17 protein-coding genes are annotated in these 17,544 nt (G+C 62.0%); 8 read left to right on the forward strand and 9 right to left on the reverse strand.

The window, feature by feature from the left end:
- Positions 1 to 128 precede the first annotated feature (128 nt).
- Both A0W34_RS28015 and A0W34_RS28020 read left to right on the forward strand, forming a co-directional pair.
- A complete protein-coding gene (locus A0W34_RS28015) occupies positions 129 to 1,475 on the forward strand; it encodes an APC family permease (RefSeq protein WP_198035674.1) in 1,347 nt (448 codons plus the stop codon).
- A 25-nt stretch (positions 1,476 to 1,500) separates the two neighbouring features.
- Positions 1,501 to 1,869 carry a hypothetical protein gene (locus A0W34_RS28020; protein WP_042448254.1) on the forward strand — a complete coding sequence of 123 codons (369 nt, stop codon included), beginning with the start codon at positions 1,501 to 1,503 and terminating at the stop codon, positions 1,867 to 1,869.
- A 50-nt stretch (positions 1,870 to 1,919) separates the two neighbouring features.
- Here the strand turns inward: A0W34_RS28020 and A0W34_RS28025 are convergent, their stop codons facing one another.
- Both A0W34_RS28025 and A0W34_RS28030 read right to left on the reverse strand, forming a co-directional pair.
- Positions 1,920 to 2,624: an SDR family NAD(P)-dependent oxidoreductase gene (locus A0W34_RS28025; RefSeq protein WP_064074404.1), complete on the reverse strand. Its 705-nt coding sequence runs from the start codon at positions 2,622 to 2,624 to the stop codon at positions 1,920 to 1,922.
- Between the two features lie 108 nt (positions 2,625 to 2,732).
- Positions 2,733 to 4,067 (reverse strand): aminotransferase class I/II-fold pyridoxal phosphate-dependent enzyme, encoded by a 1,335-nt coding sequence (locus A0W34_RS28030; RefSeq protein ID WP_232329950.1) that lies wholly within the window; start codon positions 4,065 to 4,067, stop codon positions 2,733 to 2,735.
- A 79-nt stretch (positions 4,068 to 4,146) separates the two neighbouring features.
- Between A0W34_RS28030 and A0W34_RS28035 the strand changes: the two genes are divergently transcribed.
- Positions 4,147 to 4,773: an FMN-binding negative transcriptional regulator gene (locus A0W34_RS28035; RefSeq protein ID WP_081558642.1), complete on the forward strand. Its 627-nt coding sequence runs from the start codon at positions 4,147 to 4,149 to the stop codon at positions 4,771 to 4,773.
- Positions 4,774 to 4,812: 39 nt separating this feature from the next.
- On the opposite strand, the gene A0W34_RS28040 is transcribed toward A0W34_RS28035, so the two are convergent.
- On the reverse strand, positions 4,813 to 5,709 hold the full coding sequence (locus tag A0W34_RS28040) for an SDR family oxidoreductase (protein ID WP_007735622.1): 897 nt from the start codon (positions 5,707 to 5,709) through the stop codon (positions 4,813 to 4,815).
- Between the two features lie 283 nt (positions 5,710 to 5,992).
- On the opposite strand from A0W34_RS28040, the gene A0W34_RS28045 reads away from it, so the two are divergent.
- Complete coding sequence (locus A0W34_RS28045; protein ID WP_064074403.1) at positions 5,993 to 6,958, forward strand: hypothetical protein; 966 nt, start codon at positions 5,993 to 5,995, stop codon at positions 6,956 to 6,958.
- Between the two features lie 94 nt (positions 6,959 to 7,052).
- Here the strand turns inward: A0W34_RS28045 and A0W34_RS28050 are convergent, their stop codons facing one another.
- Entirely contained in the window at positions 7,053 to 7,661 is a 609-nt protein-coding gene (locus tag A0W34_RS28050; RefSeq protein ID WP_007735618.1) for a TetR/AcrR family transcriptional regulator, read from the reverse strand.
- Between the two features lie 77 nt (positions 7,662 to 7,738).
- Between A0W34_RS28050 and A0W34_RS28055 the strand changes: the two genes are divergently transcribed.
- Complete coding sequence (locus A0W34_RS28055) at positions 7,739 to 8,422, forward strand: SDR family oxidoreductase (RefSeq protein WP_007735616.1); 684 nt, start codon at positions 7,739 to 7,741, stop codon at positions 8,420 to 8,422.
- A 25-nt stretch (positions 8,423 to 8,447) separates the two neighbouring features.
- On the opposite strand, the gene A0W34_RS28060 is transcribed toward A0W34_RS28055, so the two are convergent.
- Together A0W34_RS28060 and A0W34_RS28065 are read right to left on the reverse strand one after the other, a co-directional pair.
- A complete protein-coding gene (locus tag A0W34_RS28060) occupies positions 8,448 to 8,852 on the reverse strand; it encodes a DUF4259 domain-containing protein (RefSeq protein ID WP_003942974.1) in 405 nt (134 codons plus the stop codon).
- 109 nt (positions 8,853 to 8,961) lie between these two features.
- Complete coding sequence (locus tag A0W34_RS28065) at positions 8,962 to 10,047, reverse strand: PQQ-dependent sugar dehydrogenase (protein ID WP_081558643.1); 1,086 nt, start codon at positions 10,045 to 10,047, stop codon at positions 8,962 to 8,964.
- Positions 10,048 to 10,225: 178 nt separating this feature from the next.
- Between A0W34_RS28065 and A0W34_RS28070 the strand changes: the two genes are divergently transcribed.
- On the forward strand, positions 10,226 to 11,434 hold the full coding sequence (locus A0W34_RS28070; protein ID WP_081558644.1) for an MFS transporter: 1,209 nt from the start codon (positions 10,226 to 10,228) through the stop codon (positions 11,432 to 11,434).
- Between the two features lie 27 nt (positions 11,435 to 11,461).
- Here the strand turns inward: A0W34_RS28070 and A0W34_RS28075 are convergent, their stop codons facing one another.
- Entirely contained in the window at positions 11,462 to 12,358 is an 897-nt protein-coding gene (locus A0W34_RS28075) for a helix-turn-helix transcriptional regulator (protein ID WP_064689072.1), read from the reverse strand.
- A gap of 134 nt (positions 12,359 to 12,492) precedes the next feature.
- Between A0W34_RS28075 and A0W34_RS28080 the strand changes: the two genes are divergently transcribed.
- Together A0W34_RS28080 and A0W34_RS28085 are read left to right on the forward strand one after the other, a co-directional pair.
- On the forward strand, positions 12,493 to 13,515 hold the full coding sequence (locus tag A0W34_RS28080) for a zinc-dependent alcohol dehydrogenase family protein (protein ID WP_030537173.1): 1,023 nt from the start codon (positions 12,493 to 12,495) through the stop codon (positions 13,513 to 13,515).
- Positions 13,516 to 13,912: 397 nt separating this feature from the next.
- Positions 13,913 to 15,748 (forward strand): acyl-CoA dehydrogenase, encoded by a 1,836-nt coding sequence (locus A0W34_RS28085; RefSeq protein WP_081558645.1) that lies wholly within the window; start codon positions 13,913 to 13,915, stop codon positions 15,746 to 15,748.
- 55 nt (positions 15,749 to 15,803) lie between these two features.
- Here A0W34_RS28085 and A0W34_RS28090 read toward each other — a convergent pair whose 3' ends face one another.
- Both A0W34_RS28090 and A0W34_RS28095 read right to left on the reverse strand, forming a co-directional pair.
- Entirely contained in the window at positions 15,804 to 16,499 is a 696-nt protein-coding gene (locus A0W34_RS28090) for a hypothetical protein (protein WP_081558646.1), read from the reverse strand.
- A complete protein-coding gene (locus tag A0W34_RS28095; protein WP_081558647.1) occupies positions 16,496 to 17,524 on the reverse strand; it encodes an NAD(P)H-dependent flavin oxidoreductase in 1,029 nt (342 codons plus the stop codon). Before A0W34_RS28095 ends, A0W34_RS28090 begins: the two co-directional genes overlap by 4 nt.
- Between the last annotated feature and the right edge of the window lie 20 nt (positions 17,525 to 17,544).

The following is a 17,544-nucleotide window of genomic DNA, read 5'->3' on the forward strand; positions in this document are numbered from 1 at the left end:
TTTCTGCGATTCACCTACAAGCAAAGCACGAGAAGGCGAGCGACCCACGTTTGAAACTTCGACCACTGGGTACATGTCTGCTCCTGAGGTGGCGGCACGTCACCACGAAGACAGGACGAACCTTGCATATGCGACGCGCCGCGGGTGCTGAGAACGTGGACGAAACCGCACGCGGAGATGAAGACGGCGGTAAGAGCGTTCTCACTCGGGCTATAACCGGCCCACTCCTTTTCGTGTTCATCCTCGGAGACGTTCTGGGTGCCGGCATCTACGCATTGGTGGGCGTCATCGCCGGTGAAGTTGGTGGAGCCGTCTGGGTACCACTGCTCGTAGCGCTCGTCATGGCATTGTTGACAGCAACTTCTTATGCCGAACTGGTCACCAAATATCCGCGAGCGGGCGGCGCAGCCGTCTTCGCCCAACGGGCGTATCGGAAACCACTGATCTCGTTCCTTGTCGGCTTCTCGATGCTGGCGGCCGGCGTAACCAGTGCGGCGGGACTCGCCCTCGCATTCTCGGGCGACTATCTCAAAGCCTTCATCGACGTCCCAACCGTTCCAGCGGCGCTCGTCTTCCTGCTCCTGGTGGGACTTCTCAATGCCAGAGGCATCAAGGAGTCGATGCGCGCCAACGTCGTCATGACAGTCGTGGAGGTCACCGGGCTCGTCCTCGTTGTCGTCCTCGCTTGCATAGTTCTCGGGCGCGGCGACGGAACCCTGAGCCGCGTCGTGGAGTTCGACGACAGCCGATCGCCTGCACTCGCGGTGCTGGCTGCGGCACTCCTCGCGTACTACTCTTTTGTCGGCTTCGAAACGTCCGCGAACGTCGCCGAAGAAGTGAAGAACGTGAGCAAGGTCTACCCACGCGCACTGTTCGGAGCATTACTGACAGCCGGCGCCGCCTATGTCCTTGTCGGCCTGGCTGTCTCGGTGGTCCTGCCCGCCGACGAACTTGCCGCATCCTCCGGGCCACTGCTGGAAGTTGTGTCAGCTGCCGACGTCGGCGTTCCGCCTCGCCTGTTCAGCCTGATCGCGTTGGTCGCCGTCGCCAACGGCGCACTGCTGACAATGATCATGGCGAGCAGGCTGACATACGGGATGGCATCGGAAGGCTTGCTCCCGAGCGTCTTCGCTCGGGTACTGCCGCAGCGACGGACCCCCTGGGTGGCGATTATCGCGACCACAGCAGTTGCCATGGCTCTCTGCGTCACCGGATCGCTGTCAGCCCTGGCGGAGACGGTGGTACTCCTGCTGCTTTTCGTATTCATCAGCACCAACATCGCCGTCCTGGTTCTGCGCCGTGACGCAGTGCAACACAAACACTTCCGAACGCCGATCATCTTCCCGATCCTCGCTCTCGGTACGTGCGTTGCGTTGCTCACCCAGCAGAGCGCTGCGACGTGGTTACGCGCATCATTACTCTTGGCCGTCGGAGTAGTGCTGTACGCCCTCTCCCACCGCCGATCCACGAAGTGAGGTGCGATGTACAGGAGCCGGTGTGATGACCGACAGTTCTGACGCGTCAGATGTAATTCAGCGTCGAGAGCGAAAGATCAACAGGCGAACCCTGACGTACGGCGTGTCAGTCGTTCTGGCTACCGCGGTTTTGGTTATCGCGATCGTGTGGTTGGGCTCCCGGCGGGGCGAATGCTTCGGTACCGACACCTTGCTGTGCTCACAGAAGGATCGCCGACTGGCGGTCTTCGTCCCGAGCCTGATGTTGCTGCTCGGGACCGTGGGCGCGTTCTTGCGAGCCTCCCTGCGATTGCACCGCCTGCGGCGCCTCTACATCCGGCCGTACATGGCGTGGACCTTGGCGGGCCTCACCCTGACGTATCTGACCGGAGCTTACTTCTTGATCGGGGTCTAGATTCTCTGAATACGTCTGTTCAGCAACCAGATTGAGTCGACAGCCGCAAATCAGAATCGCGGATCGTCGATCGCAGTGAGGACTACTTCCCGCACTGACGTCGAAGACGACAAACTCGAGATCGAGCGCACCGTATCCACAACGTCATGTACCGGGACCAGAGATCCCTCTCCCCTGGCGGCAGCGACGTCTCGGGGCACGTCGAGTCCGTCTTCTGTATTGAGATATCCGAGATGAAGGACAGTCACTGCGAGTCTGTCCTTCCGATAGCCCTCTCTCAACGCGTCGGCAATGCCGTTGATCGCGAACTTCGATGCACCGAACGCAACCTCCGGCCTACCGCTACGCGGGAGTCCCGAGGTGGACCCGGTCAAGATGATCCGAGGTCGAGGACGGCCGATCATTCTCGGGATCAGGCGCTTGAGCAGGAGAATTGTGGCCGTGATGTTGGCGTTGATCATTTCGAGCATTTCCATGTCCGATTGTTCTGCGAATGCATAGTCAGTGGTGAAGGCGTCCCCTTCCCAAATCCCGACGTTGCAGATCAGGGTGTCTACACCACCGACAAGCTCCTGATCGATCGAATTCGCTGCCGTAACAGGATCGGTCAGGTCGGCTTCGATCCACTCGGAGACGTCGAACCCGTCAGGACGCCGACGCGATATGCCGAGAACTTCGTCGCCATCGCTCCTCAGACCCTCGATCAACGCACGACCGAGACCTCGGCTCGCACCGACAACAACCGCCCTCGCCACAATTACACCCTTCGTCGTCGCTCGAACCGATCCTATCGATCCAGCCGTCGCCGGTAGTTTCGTCGAGAAGCGAGAGACTCAGATTCGCACTGTAGTGCAGCTGGACAACTACGGGCTCGCCAATATTTCAGCCAGGGCACTGGCGAACTCGCGTGCTTGGTCAGAGGTGATGGTGGAGGCGGTCACACGAAGTGCCCGGTGGCACTGACCCGCCGTCGCCGAGAACTGACTTCCGTCCCGCACGAGCCAGCCAGACTCGGCGAGTCGCTCGACAATCGGTTCGGAATCCCGATCCAGCGGAACCCAGACATTGAGTCCGTCGAAAGTGTCAGGAACCTCGATATCATGTTCTGACAGTGCAGATTTCAGAAGGGTTCGGCGGCGCTCGTAGACAGCGCGAGCATTGGCGAGGCCGTCGATCACCGTCGGATCACTCAGCAGTTCAGCACTCAAGCGCTGCTGCAGGTGACTGACCCAGTTGGCGCCCGACCGGAGATGAGTGCTCAGCCGAATGCCGGTGTCGAGGTCCGAGGCGACCACTGCCACGCGCAGGTCGGGCCCGAGAAATTTCGACACGGAACGAACAAGCGCCCACCGCGTCGTGCTCATCGGAGCGAGCCGACAGTACCGATTGCTGGACACGGCAGAGAAGTGATCGTCCTCGATTACCAGAACGTGAGGGAACTCGGCCAGGATGCTTCCGAGAATCGCCGCTCGGTCGGCGCTCATGCTGACCCCGGTGGGGTTGTGCGCACGAGGGGTGCAAATAATCGCGCGCACACCACTTTCGAGAGCACGCAGCAGCCCTTGCGGGGTAATACCCGAAGTGTCGATGTCCATCGGTACCGCTCGGAAGCTGTTGGCTTTGAGCGTTCCGATGCTCGCCAGGAAGCACGGATCCTCGATCGCGACGGCGTCACCTCGGGTCAAATGAGCGGTCAACAGTCGCTCGACCGCGTCAACGGCACCGTTGGTGATGGTGATCGAGCACGGCCTTGGAACCTCGTCCTCGATCGAGGAACGTGCCCAGGAATCGAGTAGAGGCTCGGTGGCTGCGGCGCCGTACAACCGGGGCGTGTAAGTGGTCCGGTCCAACGAGGCTCTGAGATCAGGCAGCAATGCCGGATCAGGATTTCCGCTGGCGAGATCCACGCTGCCAGGAAGAGCGATACCGCCTTCTCCTTCCAGGGACGGTATGGCTCGCACGAAGCTGCCGCGCCGGCCCTGTGTCTCCACAACTCCCGCCGCCACGAGCAAGCGATAGGCTCCGGCAACTGTGTTCCGGTGAACCTCGAGATCGTCGGCCAAGGCCCGTATGGGCGGCAACGCATCCCCTGGAGCCAGTACCCCAGCACTGATGAGATTGCGGATGCCCTCGGAAATCTCGCCCGCTGTCCCGCGGACGACATAGAGCCTCACCTGGTCCGCCACAGTGCTGGTCACAGGCTCACTCTATTAGCACATGACAAAACCTCCACGCTGTGACACATTGTCACATGACAAAAAATCTGCGAGGAGACACATGATACTGCCCGAACAATTCCGCCTCTCGGACGACGCGGTCGCCGACTCTCTCCGCGCCGGTGGATTCGGACACCTGGTCACACCGGGCCCCGAGACCCTCGAAGTCACGTCGATGCCACTGCTGTACAACGCCGAAGGAAACGTGTTGGAGGGGCATCTCGCCCGGACGAATCCGCATTGGCGATACACCGGGACATCGGAGTCTCTGGTGATCCTCCCCGGCGCCGACGCCTACGTGAGCCCCGAGTTCTACCCGAGCAAGAGCGTCCACGGGAAGGTTGTCCCGACGTGGAACTACGAAGTTCTCTACGTCTACGGCCAACTGGTTGCGCACGACGACGAGCAGTGGCTGCGTGCTCATGTCACCGCACTGACAGCTCGACATGAATCCGGCCGTGAGAACGAATGGAAGGTCACCGACGCGCCGCCGCAGTTCGTCGATGCGCAGCTGCGAGGGATTGTGGGGATCGAACTGCACGTGGCCCGTGTCTACGGAAAAGCGAAGTTGAACCAAAACCGTTCCCCCGCTGATCGCTCCGGCGTCATCCGGGGTCTGGAGAAGGGCTCATTCTCCGAACGAGAGACCGCTGCAGCGATGGTCGCCGCGGGCCTCGACAACGGTTGACCGTTACGCCGTCGTCGTACGCCTTGTCTAGTCGCACATTCAGGTGAGAGGTTTTCCACCCGTCACGCCGATGACTTCCCCAGTGGTGTAACTGGATTCGCCAGAGGCGAGAAATACATAGGCGGGAGCAAGCTCGGCCGGCTGACCTGCCCGCCCGAGCGGAACGTCGTCCCCGAACGTCTCGAACTTCTCCTTGGGCATCGTCGCCGGAATCAGTGGCGTCCAAATCGGTCCAGGTGCAACGGCATTGACCCTGATTCCCTTTCGTGCGACATCGGCGGCCAGTCCCTTGGTGAAGTCGATGATGCCCGCCTTTGTCGTGGCGTAATCGAGCAGCTCGGGCGACGGGGACGCACCTTGGATGGACGAGGTATTCACGATCGTCGATCCGGGCTCCATCTGCGCGATCGCTGCTTTGGAGAGCCAAAATAGTGCGTAGAGGTTGGTTTTCATCACACGGTCGAATTGTTCGGTGGTGATATCGGCGATGCCGCCCATCTGCACCATCTGAAACGCGGCGTTGTTCACCAAGATGTCGAGTCCGCCGAGTTCACGCACCGCGGTTTCGACCAAAGCAGAACAGTGTTCCTCGCTTCGGAGATCTCCCGGCACCGAGACGGCTTTGCGACCTGCCTCCTCGACCCAGCGAGCGGTTTCCCGAGCGTCCTGTTCTTCCTCGTCGAGATAACTCAGGACAACGTCCGCGCCTTCTCTGGCAAATGCAATCGCGACCGCACGTCCGATGCCCGAATCCGCTCCGGTGACAATCGCACGCCTTCCTTCGAGTCGACCGCTTCCTCGATAGGTGTTTTCACCGTGGTCGGGAGGAGAAATCATGTCTGCGGTGAGACCGGGGTGTGCGATCTCCGCCTGCCGCTCACGCACAGGAGCGGGGAACCGCGTGGTCGGGTCCTGCATTGCGTACTGGTCCGGCATATCGATACTCCTCAGGTGACGCAGTTTCTCGCGGGCTTCTGGATGGATGCACTGCACATGCCTCCTTCCCACCGAATAGAAATCGAAACCTCGGGGTGGCCGGGATCTCACTCGTCCTGGCGCCGACGATCTCGGTGCGTCGACCCCACTTGTTCGTTGTGGTTACTACGCGGTAGGTCGGGGTAGCCCGCGTAGCGGCGGTGGCTCCGCGACCCGCGGAGCACTCGTCGAGCAGAAGCTGAACATCACGTAAAGCACGCACCGACGAAGGGACGACCCCGATATGAGCAACTCCGAAACCACGTCCGCCTTGATCACCCAGTTACGCATCCTCCTCGGTCTGACGCACACCGAGATCCAGGTCGCCGAAACGCGCGTCGCACAGGCCAGAACCGAGGCTGTTCGACGCGAATTGACGGAAAACGCAGAGAACGGCCGTGAAAGGGCGAGTTCCATAGAGTCCACTGTTCGCGATCTGGGGGGCGTGCCGGAATTGGTCGGTCCGTTCCTCGGACGCGCGACAGCCGGAGTGAAAGCGATGGTCGAACAGGCTCAGCCCTTCGACGAAGCGGTATTGGGAGACCTTGCGCTCGAACATCAACTCCTCGACCGCTCCCGCTACCTCAAGGCCCTGGCCACTGCCGGCGGCGATCAGACCGTCGCGGCGTTGGCCGACCGCCTCATCACTGCACACTCCGCGACCGTGGACTGGCTCACGACTGTCTTGGCCGAAGAGGCACTCGGTGGACCGGCAGCTTTGCGCCGCACACCGATGCAAGCTGCCACCGGCGCGGCGATACGGCTGGTCAACGTTCCGGTCTCCTGGTCGACCCGCAGTCTCGACCGTGCCATCGACGCTGTTCGCACCTCACCGCCGGTACTGGGTGAGCTGATCAGCTGGGGCGCATATGCCGGTGACGTGACTGTGAAAACACTCTCGGCCAGTAGGGATGCGGCCATCGCCACGGCTGAGAAGGTCACTCGCCGAGAAGGTGCTGACGGTGCCGCCGACGTCTTCCGTTCGGTACGGAAGTCGAGTGGGCTACTCGACCCCACTGAACTTCCCATCGAAGACTTCGACGAACTCAACGTCACCCAAGCCGTCTCCGCCGTGAAGGAACTGACCGACGCCGCACAGGTGCGGGACATCGTTGCGTACGAGGAAGCGCACAAGAACCGACACGGCGTCGTATCCGCTGCCCAGGCAAGACTCGCAGCGATCGCCCAGGAAGTCGTCGGAATCAACTAGAGCGTTCAATCGACATATCGAGAGTCCGACTCTCGGAACCGCGAGCACTGGACCTCGTGAAAACGGGATTCGCGGCCAGGGGCACCCGAGACCGTCAAGAAGATGACAGCGGCTCTCGAAGCCCTCTGATCAGTTCGACGCGCGCGGAATCGAGAATTTCCTCGGAGAGCGGGGAACCCTTGGTAGCTCGCGAAAGAACCAGTGCACCGAGCATGGTGGAGAGCCGGAGGAGACCGACAGCTTCGTCGTCGGCAAGAGCTGCGGCAAAATCCCCCACTCCCTCCGTGTAAACCCGACGGGCCTCGCTGTCTGCAGGCTCGCGCGCCATGTCGGCGGCGAGCGCAGCAGCGGGGCATCCGTCTGCCGGGTTGTCGCGATGCGCCACCGAGAGATAGGTATCGATCAAAGCTTTTCGGGCGGAGTCACGTTGCCCTGCATGCTCTTCGAGTCCCGCAGAGTGCAGCTGAGCCAGTTCCTTGAAGGCGTGGGTGGTCGCTTCGTCGATGAGAGCGTCCTTGGACGCGAACTGCTTGTAGAAGCCACCGTGGGTCAGCCCCGACGCCTTCATCAGGTCGGCGACGCTGAGGTGAGTGCCCTTCTCTCGGAACAGTCGGGCTGCGGTTTCCACGACGCGCCGACGGTTCTCTTCCGCTTGTTGCTGCGATACGCGGCCCATCACAACGCCTTCCAGTTTGGATTTCACTTGACATCTATCCTAGCCGACACTTAGATTTGATTCATAATCTAAATGTCACAAGCAATCACAACACTGGGAGAATCATGGACCTGAACAAGACGGTTGCGGTCGTCACAGGAGCCAATCGCGGGCTCGGACGCCATCTGGCTGCGGGACTCGTCGAGCGCGGCGCAAAGGTGTACGCGGCTGCGCGCAATCCGGAAACTGTCGATCTACCCGGCGTCATCCCCCTGAGGTTGGACGTGACGGACGCCGAATCGATAACCGCCGCCGCGCAAATCGCATCGGATGTGACCTTGCTGGTCAACAACGCAGGTATCTCTACCTCGGCGCCCTTGATCGGGGGCGACATCGATGACATTCGACGAGAGATGGACGTCAACTTCTACGGCCCGCTCGCCGTGACCCGGGCGTTTGCTCCCGTCATCGAAAACAACGACGGCGGAACAATACTCAACGTTCTGTCGGTGCTGTCCTGGTTCCATCCAGCCGCGCTCGGGTCTTACGCGTCGTCGAAGGCAGCGGCCTGGGCGATGACCGACGCCGTTCGAGAAGAACTTGCGCCGCGCAAAATCTCCGTATCGGCACTGCATGTCGCATACATGGATACCGACATGGCCGCTGGCGTACCCGCCGAACAGAAGATCGATCCTGCCGACGTCGCCGCGCAAGCACTGGACGGTATCGAAAGCGGGCTCGCCGAGATCCTCGCTGACGACACCACCCGGTACGTCAAGGGGAGTCTGTCCTCGTCGAACTCCGAGTAAGCAAGGGACTGCAGACGAGTGACGCTTACCCCACCGTTTTGAGGCTGGCCAATCTGCTCAGGATCGGTGCCCGCCAAGCTGCGAGGTCTTCCGGACCGTTCTCTTCCCACAACTCGTACAACTCCGAAGTGTCGCTGTCGGAAACTGCACGCTCGAGTGCGGAGAGGACCCAACTCTTCTGCTCCGGGCTCAAGGTGCTGACGTACCCGGCGGCGTCAATTCCATCCAGCTGCACAGGCTTCGGCGCAACGCCGTGCGCAACCGCAAGAATCTCGGCGACGGCGATTGCTGTTTGAGCATCATCGGCATCGAGATAACCGCCATCGGGGTGGCTAGCGTAATCGTCGATGTCGTAGTCACCCGCCTGTACTGCGCTGAGCAGGTCGCCCGCTACGTCGTTGTCGAAAGGTCCTGAACCCCAAGTCCCCATGCTGTCTCTCCGATCCGTACCCGGCGCACCTGTCGTAAAGATATTAGTGAATCACCGGCTTCGGCGAGGATCCTCGGGCTGGAAGTACTGCGTTCGCCGGAAATCGACATCAGCGCAACGGCACGCGAATGATGCGGTCATCACCGGGGTTGGGGTCGCCGCGTCCGTCGGTGTTGTTCGTCAGTATCCACAGCGACCCGTCCGGTGCGACTACAACATCACGGAGGCGCCCGTATTCGTCGACGAATTGCTCGTCGGCGGTCGCGGGATCGGTCAAGGGCACCGTGCGGAGTCGCTCACCACGAAGATTGGCGATGTAGATCGTGCCGTCGTGGATGGCGATTCCGCTGGGGCTGGCATCATCCGGTGACCATTGTTGGAGCGGGTCGATGAATCCGTCTTCACCCGCAATCCCTTCGACCTCGGGCCACCTGTAGTTTCCGCCTGCTTCGATCTTGTTGAGCTCGTCCCAGGTGTCCTGCCCGAACTCGCTGGCGTACATCGTGCCGTCCTCGGTCCAGGCAATGCCCTGGGAGTTGCGGTGGCCGTAGCTGTAGACGAACGAGTTCGGAAACGGATTATCTTGCGGCACATCACCATCCGGAGTCATGCGCAGAATTTTCCCGGACATCGAGTCGAGGTCCTGAGCTCTGTCTCGACTACCGGCATCACCGACGGTCACGTACAGCATCCCGTCCGGGCCGAACGCGATGCGACCACCGTTGTGGTAGTTGGCCGAAGCGAGCCCGTCGAGAATCGTCTCGGCCGGCCCGAGCGCGAATTCCCCCGGAGCACCGATGATGTCGAAGCGTTCGATCCGGTTCTCCCCGTTCGCGGTGAAGTACGCGTACAGGCGGTTTTCACGTGCTGCGATCCCTAGTAAACCACCCTCACCTCTGGGGCTGACGCCGTCGACGACTCCCACCTCGCGGCTGTTTCCGCCGGCGTCGAGTTCGAGGATTCGCGCGCTGTCGCGCTCACTGACAAGTGGTGTATCGCCGTGGAATGCCATCGACCAGGGCGCGTCCAAGCCGTCGGCGACGGTCTCGGGTTCACCGAAGGCCGCGGCGGGCGCCGATCGTGTTGTCGTGCTTGCCTGCGGACCGGGCCCTTCAGGATCCTCGCTACCGCAGGCAGTCAGGAAGGCCGAAAGGAGCACTGCGGCGCCAAGCCCTCGGATCTGTCGTCGTGTCATGGGCGCGCCTCCCGGGTTCAGGCAGTCTTTGCGCCGACGGTAGCGCGCAATCGGTCACACCGGGAGTCCCTTCGAGTACCCCCAACGACCGGGACTCCCTCGCAGGCGACGGGCGTGATGCCCTGGACGGGTGCGCCACGACATACGCGTCGTCAACAGAAAGAGAACTGACCACCTCATGATTTCCGCCCCGACCGTCGAAGAAACCGGCCGCCTGCCGCTCGTGATCTACGTGCTGGCCGTCGGAGTTTTCTTGATGGGCACAACCGAATTCGTCGTCGCCGGCATTCTTCCCGAGATTGCGGGTGACCTCGGGACGTCGATCGCGAACGTCGGCTTGATGATCACCGTCTTCGCGATCGGGATGATCGTCGGCACGCCGGCGATGGCGATCTTGACACTCAGGGTTCCCCGACGCGTGACCTTGAGCTCGGCCCTGATTGTTTTCGCGATCGGACACGTCATCGTCGCGCTCTCGTCCAACTTCGGACTCATTCTCGGCGCCCGCTTCCTCACAGCCGTGGCGACGGGCGCCTTCTGGGCAGTCGCTGCAGTGGTCGGAGCAAAAGCGGCAGGCCCGGCGTCTTCCTCGCGCGCGCTCGGCATCGTCTTGGGCGGAGGCATGCTCGCGAACGTCATCGGTGTTCCGCTCGGCGCTCTGGCCGGTCAGAGCATCGGGTGGCGTGGTCCTTTCTGGGCCCTCGCCGCCCTCGCACTCGTCGCCGCGGCCGTCGTCCACCGATTGGTACCCGCCGACACCGAATCCGGTGCGGTGCCGTCCTGGCGAGCGGAGATCGCGAGCCTACGGGACGGACGCATCTGGCTCGTTCTGTCCGGTTGCGCCGTCGTGTGCGGGTCGTCGCTGGCGGCGTACAGCTTCATCTCTCCGCTGTTGACCGAGAACACGGGACTTGCTGCGTCGGCAGTGCCGCTAGTGCTTGTCGGCTACGGACTCGGTGCGTTCGTCGGCTCCAATCTCGGCGGTCGACTCGGTGCGAAGCATCAGTACGGGGTCTTGTTCGTCTCGGCAGCGATGACGTTTCTCGTGCTCGGGGCGCTCTGCCTCTTCTCGCACAACGTGATCGTGACGGTGTTTCTCGTAGTCATGCTGGGACTATTCGGCATGTCGACCAATCCCATCCTGATCGGGATGGCTGTGCGTTATGCCGATCAGGCGCCGACGATGGCTTCTGCTCTCAGCACCTCGTCGTTCAATCTGGGCACCGCGGTCGGCTCCTGGATCGCCGGGTTTGCGTTCGCCTCGAGTCTCGGTGCCACTGGGCCGGTGTTGGTAGGCACCGGCGTTGCCGCTCTCTACTTTCTGCCGCTGATGATCCTGTTGCGCAAGGAACGCACGAAGCGCACCACCGTCGAAGTCGTCAACTGACGACCCGATCAACCGTCGCGCAGTTCGTCAGCCGTCCGTCAGCGACCGCTCCGACACGTGAGGCGAAGAGTCCGCATTCTCACTGGCTGCCAACGAGGCGAGTAACTGCATCCGTTCCGCGGACGGCGATCCCGGCTCTGCGGTGTAGATCGTGAGCGTCAACCCCGGCTCGGCGGCCATCTCCAAACCTTCGAAGGCAAGCGTCAGCTCCCCCACGGCGGAGTGGTGAAAAGTCTTGAATCCGGTGCCGTGATGGCGGACGTCGTGCGCGCCCCACCGACGCCGGAATTCCTCACTCCGAGTGCTGAGTTCACCGATCAGATCGTGCAATTCCTTGTTGTGAGGATCTCGCCCAGCCTCGGTTCGCAGAATCGAGACGGTCACCTCGGCAAACTCGTTCCAGTCCGGATAAAACTCGAAAGCCCTATCGTCGAGGAACGTGAAGCGCGCGATGTTCGGGGGCTGCCCCGGCATGTCGTACAGGTCCTTGTAAAACGCACGCGCGAGTGGGTTGACAGCAAGAAGATCCATGCGACCGTTCCGCACGAAAGCGGGTCCCGCGGTGACTGCATCGAGCGCCCACTGCAGGCTCTGATGGGGCTTCCAGCCCTTCGCATTTCGCCGACGCGGGGGCCTGGCTACCGGGCTTGCCGCGTGCGCGAGATCAAAAAGGTGGGCGCGCTCGGCGTCGTCGAGTCGTAAGGCCTTCGCGATACTGTCGAGTACACCCGGCGATGCGCCGCTGATCGCTCCGCGCTCGAGCCTCGTGTAGTACTCGACGCTCACGCCGGCGAGGGTTGCCACTTCACTTCGACGTAGACCGTCCACGCGGCGGTTCGATCCGGCCGGAAGTCCAACTTGTTCGGGCGTGACTCGGGCGCGCCGCGAGGTCAGGAATTCGCGTACTTGCGCTCGATCGTCCATGCCATCGAGCGTAAGTCAGTGACCGGTAGCGAGGGAGTCCCTCGCAGTACCACTATCGCGCGGGACTCCCGCACGCCGCCGAATCGTGATCAGGTTGAAGTGACACGAAGAAACCGATTGTGAGGAGCCACGTCATGCGCGCTGTCGTCATGCATGCCCCCGGCGACGTCCGGGTCGAAGAGATCGAAGCGCCGGTGATCGTCGAACCGACCGACGCGATCATTCGCGTTACAGCCACCTGCGTCTGCGGTTCCGACCTCTGGCCGTACCGCGGCATCGAAGAGCTGAATGGCCCGACGCCGATGGGACACGAATACGTGGGCGTCGTCGAACAGGTCGGCCCCGACGTCAACGACATCGAAGTTGGGGACTTCGTCGTGGGCTCGTTCGTCGCGTCGGACAACACCTGCGAAATCTGCGAGGCCGGCTTTCAGTCTCGCTGTATCCACCAGGTCATGATGGGCTCGGTCGGCACCCAATCCGAATACGCTCGCATCCCGCTCGCGGACGGCACCCTCGTCCCTGTCCACGGAGAGCCGACCGAGCGGCAGGCCCGCAGCCTCCTTGCAGCCTCCGACGTACTCGGCACCGGTTGGTTCGCCGCAGTAGCTGCGGAAGCCGGACCTGGCAAAACGGTCGCCGTCGTCGGCGACGGCGCAGTCGGACTTTTGGCGATCCTCGCTGCCAGACAACTCGGCGCCGAGCGGATCATTGCCATGTCACGTCACGCCGACCGGCAGGCACTCGCCACACAATTCGGCGCCACCGACATCGTCGAAGAGCGGGGCGACGCGGGCATCGCGAAGATCAAGGAACTCACCGGCGGCTACGGCGCCCACTCGACCGTCGAAGCCGTAGGTACCCAAGAATCGATGATGCAGGCTATCGGAGCTACCCGCCCCGGCGGACATGTCGGCTACGTCGGGGTATCCCACGGCGTCGAACTCGACGGCATGAACCTGTTCTTCGCGACGGTGAGCCTGCTCGGCGGTCCCGCGCCGGTCAGGCGATTCCTACCCGAACTGATCGAGCTCATCATGACCGACCAGATCGACCCAGGCATCGTCTTCGACCTCACTCTCCCGTTGGAGGACGCCGCCGCAGGCTACCGGGCGATGGACGAGCGGCGCGCCACCAAAGTGCTACTCACCCTCTGACCGATACCAAAGGCTCACGAGACAGAACTGGGCTCTACACGCCGGCCGAGAAACATCTCGGCTACCAACGAGAGGCGCTCTTGGTCTACCGATCAGCATGTTCACTGATCACACCGAATGCGTATGACGCCGAAGGTGAGGACGGGCACTTCGATTGGTGCGCGGCTGCTTTGATCGTAGAGGATGCTACGCGACTGATATGCGCCCCCACCAGCGGAAACCAATTGTACGAGTGAATGTTTCATTGAGAGCGACTCGGCGCTACTTTGTAGCAACGGCACTCGTCTCTACCTACGGTTGCGTACTGAATTCCTTGTGGGGCAGGCTTTCTTGTGTACTGCTGACGAGCCGTATCTGCTGACGAATCGTATTGCTGACGAACCAAGGTCGGAGAACAATGGGTCACTACAAAAGCAACGTGCGTGATATCGAGTTCAATCTGTTCGAGGTACTCGGGATCGGCGAACTGCTGGATGCCGGCGCTTACGGGGACCTCGACACCGACACTGTGCGCAACATTCTTGCGGAAGTATCGAGGCTGGCAGAAGGCCCGGTCGCCGCGTCCTTCGCCGACGCGGATCGAAACCCTGTCGAATTCGACGCACCCAATCACGCAGTTGTGGTCCCGGAACCTCTGCGCAAGACGGTCGAGGCGGTGAACGAGGCCGGTTGGTCGCGACTCGGTCTACCGGCAGGCATGGGTGGCGTTCCTGCTCCCGCGCCATTGGTCTGGGCGATCGGCGAAATGTTGGTCGCGGCAAACGGATCCGCAAGCTTCTTCAACATGGGTCCACTGATGGCGAGCGTGCTCTACACCATCGGAAACGAACAGCAAAAACACTGGGCCAAAGAAGGATTCGAGCGCGGATGGGCCGGAACGATGGTGCTCACCGAACCAGACGCCGGATCCGATGTAGGCGCAGGCCGAACAAAGGCAATCGCGCAGGACGACGGCACCTGGCACATCGAGGGCGTCAAGCGGTTCATCTCCGGTGGCGACGTCGGAGACACGGCCGAGAACCTCTTCCACTTGGTGCTTGCCCGGCCCGAGGGCGCCGGTCCAGGAACCAAAGGTTTGAGCCTGTTCTACGTTCCGAAGTCCCATTTCGACTCGGAGACACTTGAACTGGGAGAGCGCAACGGCGTGTACGTCACCGGCGTCGAGCACAAGATGGGTCTCAAGTCTTCCCCGACTTGCGAGCTCACCTTCGGAGCGACGGACGTTCCTGCCGTCGGCTGGCTCGTGGGTGATGTCCACAACGGTATCGCCCAGATGTTCCAGGTCATCGAGAACGCTCGAATGATGGTGGGCACCAAGGCTACCGGAACACTGTCCACCGGCTATCTCAACGCCCTCGAGTACGCCAAAGAACGAATTCAAGGCGCAGACCTCACCGAGCTGACAAACAAAACCGCGCCCCGCGTGGCCATTACGCACCACCCCGACGTCCGACGCAGCCTGGCGATGCAGAAGGCCTACGCCGAAGGCCTCCGAGCGGTCTACCTCTACACCGCTGCACACCAGAATGCCGATGTCGCCGAGTTGGTTTCGGGGGCGGATGCCGAATTGGCGGCGCGGGTCAACGATCTGCTGCTGCCGATCGTCAAGGGCGTCGGTTCCGAAAAGGCCTACGAACTGCTCACCGAGAGCCTGCAGACCCTGGGCGGCTCCGGTTATCTTCAGGACTACCCCATCGAGCAGTACATCCGCGATGCCAAGATCGACACCCTGTACGAGGGCACCACGGCAATCCAGGCGCAGGACTTCTTCTTTCGGAAGATCGCACGCGACCGCGGCGTTGCACTCGCTCACGTAGCCGGTCGCATACGAGAGTTCATCGACAGTGAGGCCGGGAACGGTCGACTCAAGGCCGAGCGAGTCCTACTCGAGACCGCCTTGACCGACGTGCAGGAGATGGCCGGGACGCTCACCGGGTATCTGATGGCTTCCCAGGACCAACCCTCCGAGTTGTACAAGATAGGCCTCGGCTCGGTGCGCTTTCTGTACGCGGTAGGCGACCTGCTCATCGGATGGCGCCTGTTGGTGCAAGCGGAAGTCGCGTTGGCAGCCTTGGACCGTGACGCGTCGGCAAAGGACCGGTCGTTCTATCGGGGCAAGGTGGTGATCGCGTCGTACTTCGCCAAGAACATCCTGCCCGTCCTGGCGTCGACCAAAGAAATCCTGGGTTCCCTCGACAACGAGATCATGGAACTCGAGGAAGACGCATTCTGACAACGTGCCACGCGCGGTATGGGTAGTGCGCAACTCGGAATGCTTGCTGCGTGATTCAAACGTGGTCGTGAACCGGCGACGGAATCTTGTTGGAACGATAAGAGTCTGCGCTCCGGTTCGGCCGCCAGAGACGCCAGTGCTTCGCGGACAGCCGGAACGGGAGATGGTCTTGTAGGTGACGAGCACCGGACGACAACCGTTCGTCTGCAGGAAGGTTGAGCCACAGGGACAGTGACGATGCCGCGTTCCCAAGGGTTGCGCGTATGCCTGACTCGCCGAGAGTCCGGCCGTATCCGTCGACGGCAAAGCGGCCGAACGCGTCGGGCGTGATGTCGGGATACGGCGCATGGGTGTCCGGGTCGATCAGGCGTACGGGCGCACTGTAGGTCAGTGCCGCCAAAGAACGTCCGTGGGTTGTGACCGCATCGGAACCAACGAGGGTATCGAGCGCTTCGTTGACAGAACCCGGTGGGACGTTCCATTCGGTATGGGTTTGCGCTTTGTAGCTGGGCCCACCGAGGATCCCGGTGGCAAGCTCTGTCAATTGCGCGGTCGGCGCGGGTTGCCCGCCCTGGCGGATCTCTAATGTCCACGACGGCAACGACACTGGTTCGATGCAGGCTTCCAGAAATGTCTGCAGGCGTTGAAATGCCACGTCGGGGCGCTTGACTCGAAGCGAGTGTGCACCACTGGGCAGCCCGTCGTATGTCACTACCTCGGGCAATGTGATGTCCGGTGTCCGCGCCGTCACAGGTTAGCCAATCGCGAAAGCACTACCCCGGCTGGTTCCTCCGTCGCGTGGCGATAGCCAGTACCGGCCCACAGGTGCATTCGCTCGGGATCTGCCTGCGCAACAGCGGCTTTGCGCATCGGGTTGGTCAGGTGATGGATGGCCGGGTACCCGATGGGCGCTTGTGCGTCGTAGCGATCGATGAACTCGTTCCGAAGCGCCCGTGCAGGACGTCCCGTGAAAGCTCTTGTGACGAACGTGTTCCCGCGGGACGTGTCGGCCAGAGCTGCCTTGTGCGGAGCCGAGGCACCACTCTCCTCGGTGCGCAGCAGCACAGTACCGACCACTGCCGCGTCCGCTCCGGCACGTAAGGCAGCAGCGACGTCGGCGGAGGTCGCCAGTCCACCGGCCGCCAATAGCGGAACCGACGTGCGGTGACGGATCTGAGCGATCAGTTCGGTGATCGGTGTTTCTGCCGGAACCTGCAGGGGAGTGAGCGTTCCGGAGTGTCCGCCGGCAGCCGACGATTGCACGACAAGCAGATCGGCACCGGCGTCGACGGCAAGGAGCGCCTCTGCCTCCGAAGTCACTGTGAGGACGACAAGTGAACCGGCAGCGCGCAGCGCCTTGATGACGCCGGGTGCGGGAAAGCCGAAGGTGAAGCTGACCACCGGAACCGGGCTGGCCAGGAGCAGATCGATCTTGTCCTCGAAGTAGTCGTCGTCTTCGACCGGCTCACCGTCAGCCAGTGTGATGCCGTAGCGATCCGCCTCGACCTGGATCGCCCTGGCATAGGCACGGTAGGCATCGACATCGACAGGCACCGGGTTGGGCGCAAAGACGTTGACACCGAAGGACACTCCCTCGGCGCGCACGGCGTCGATCTGGTCGGACAGAGCCTGAGGCGTCTTGTACCCGGCGGCGAGGAAGCCGAGACCGCCTGCGCGAGAGGCAGCAGCAACAAGTGCCGGTGTGGAAGCGCCGCCGGCCATGGGGGCTGCGATGACAGGGACCTTCAGGTCGAGATCGGTTGTGAGTGCGCTCATTCGAACATCTCCAGTCCTAC

It is taken from the genome of Rhodococcus sp. BH4 (assembly GCF_002079265.1).
In the GTDB taxonomy this organism is placed as follows: Bacteria; Actinomycetota; Actinomycetes; order Mycobacteriales; family Mycobacteriaceae; genus Rhodococcus_F; species Rhodococcus_F qingshengii.

What these genes read in the sequence shown, in the direction of transcription:
- A0W34_RS28015 (WP_198035674.1), top strand. Translation starts at nt 129, where the DNA reads ATGCGACGCGCCGCGGGTGCTGAGAACGTGGACGAAACCGCACGCGGA.
- A0W34_RS28020 (WP_042448254.1), top strand. Translation starts at nt 1,501, where the DNA reads ATGACCGACAGTTCTGACGCGTCAGATGTAATTCAGCGTCGAGAGCGA.
- A0W34_RS28035 (WP_081558642.1), top strand. Translation starts at nt 4,147, where the DNA reads ATGATACTGCCCGAACAATTCCGCCTCTCGGACGACGCGGTCGCCGAC.
- A0W34_RS28040 (WP_007735622.1), bottom strand. Translation starts at nt 5,709, where the DNA reads ATGCCGGACCAGTACGCAATGCAGGACCCGACCACGCGGTTCCCCGCT.
- A0W34_RS28045 (WP_064074403.1), top strand. Translation starts at nt 5,993, where the DNA reads ATGAGCAACTCCGAAACCACGTCCGCCTTGATCACCCAGTTACGCATC.
- A0W34_RS28055 (WP_007735616.1), top strand. Translation starts at nt 7,739, where the DNA reads ATGGACCTGAACAAGACGGTTGCGGTCGTCACAGGAGCCAATCGCGGG.
- A0W34_RS28060 (WP_003942974.1), bottom strand. Translation starts at nt 8,852, where the DNA reads ATGGGGACTTGGGGTTCAGGACCTTTCGACAACGACGTAGCGGGCGAC.
- A0W34_RS28065 (WP_081558643.1), bottom strand. Translation starts at nt 10,047, where the DNA reads ATGACACGACGACAGATCCGAGGGCTTGGCGCCGCAGTGCTCCTTTCG.
- A0W34_RS28070 (WP_081558644.1), top strand. Translation starts at nt 10,226, where the DNA reads ATGATTTCCGCCCCGACCGTCGAAGAAACCGGCCGCCTGCCGCTCGTG.
- A0W34_RS28075 (WP_064689072.1), bottom strand. Translation starts at nt 12,358, where the DNA reads ATGGACGATCGAGCGCAAGTACGCGAATTCCTGACCTCGCGGCGCGCC.
- A0W34_RS28080 (WP_030537173.1), top strand. Translation starts at nt 12,493, where the DNA reads ATGCGCGCTGTCGTCATGCATGCCCCCGGCGACGTCCGGGTCGAAGAG.
- A0W34_RS28085 (WP_081558645.1), top strand. Translation starts at nt 13,913, where the DNA reads ATGGGTCACTACAAAAGCAACGTGCGTGATATCGAGTTCAATCTGTTC.
- A0W34_RS28095 (WP_081558647.1), bottom strand. Translation starts at nt 17,524, where the DNA reads ATGAGCGCACTCACAACCGATCTCGACCTGAAGGTCCCTGTCATCGCA.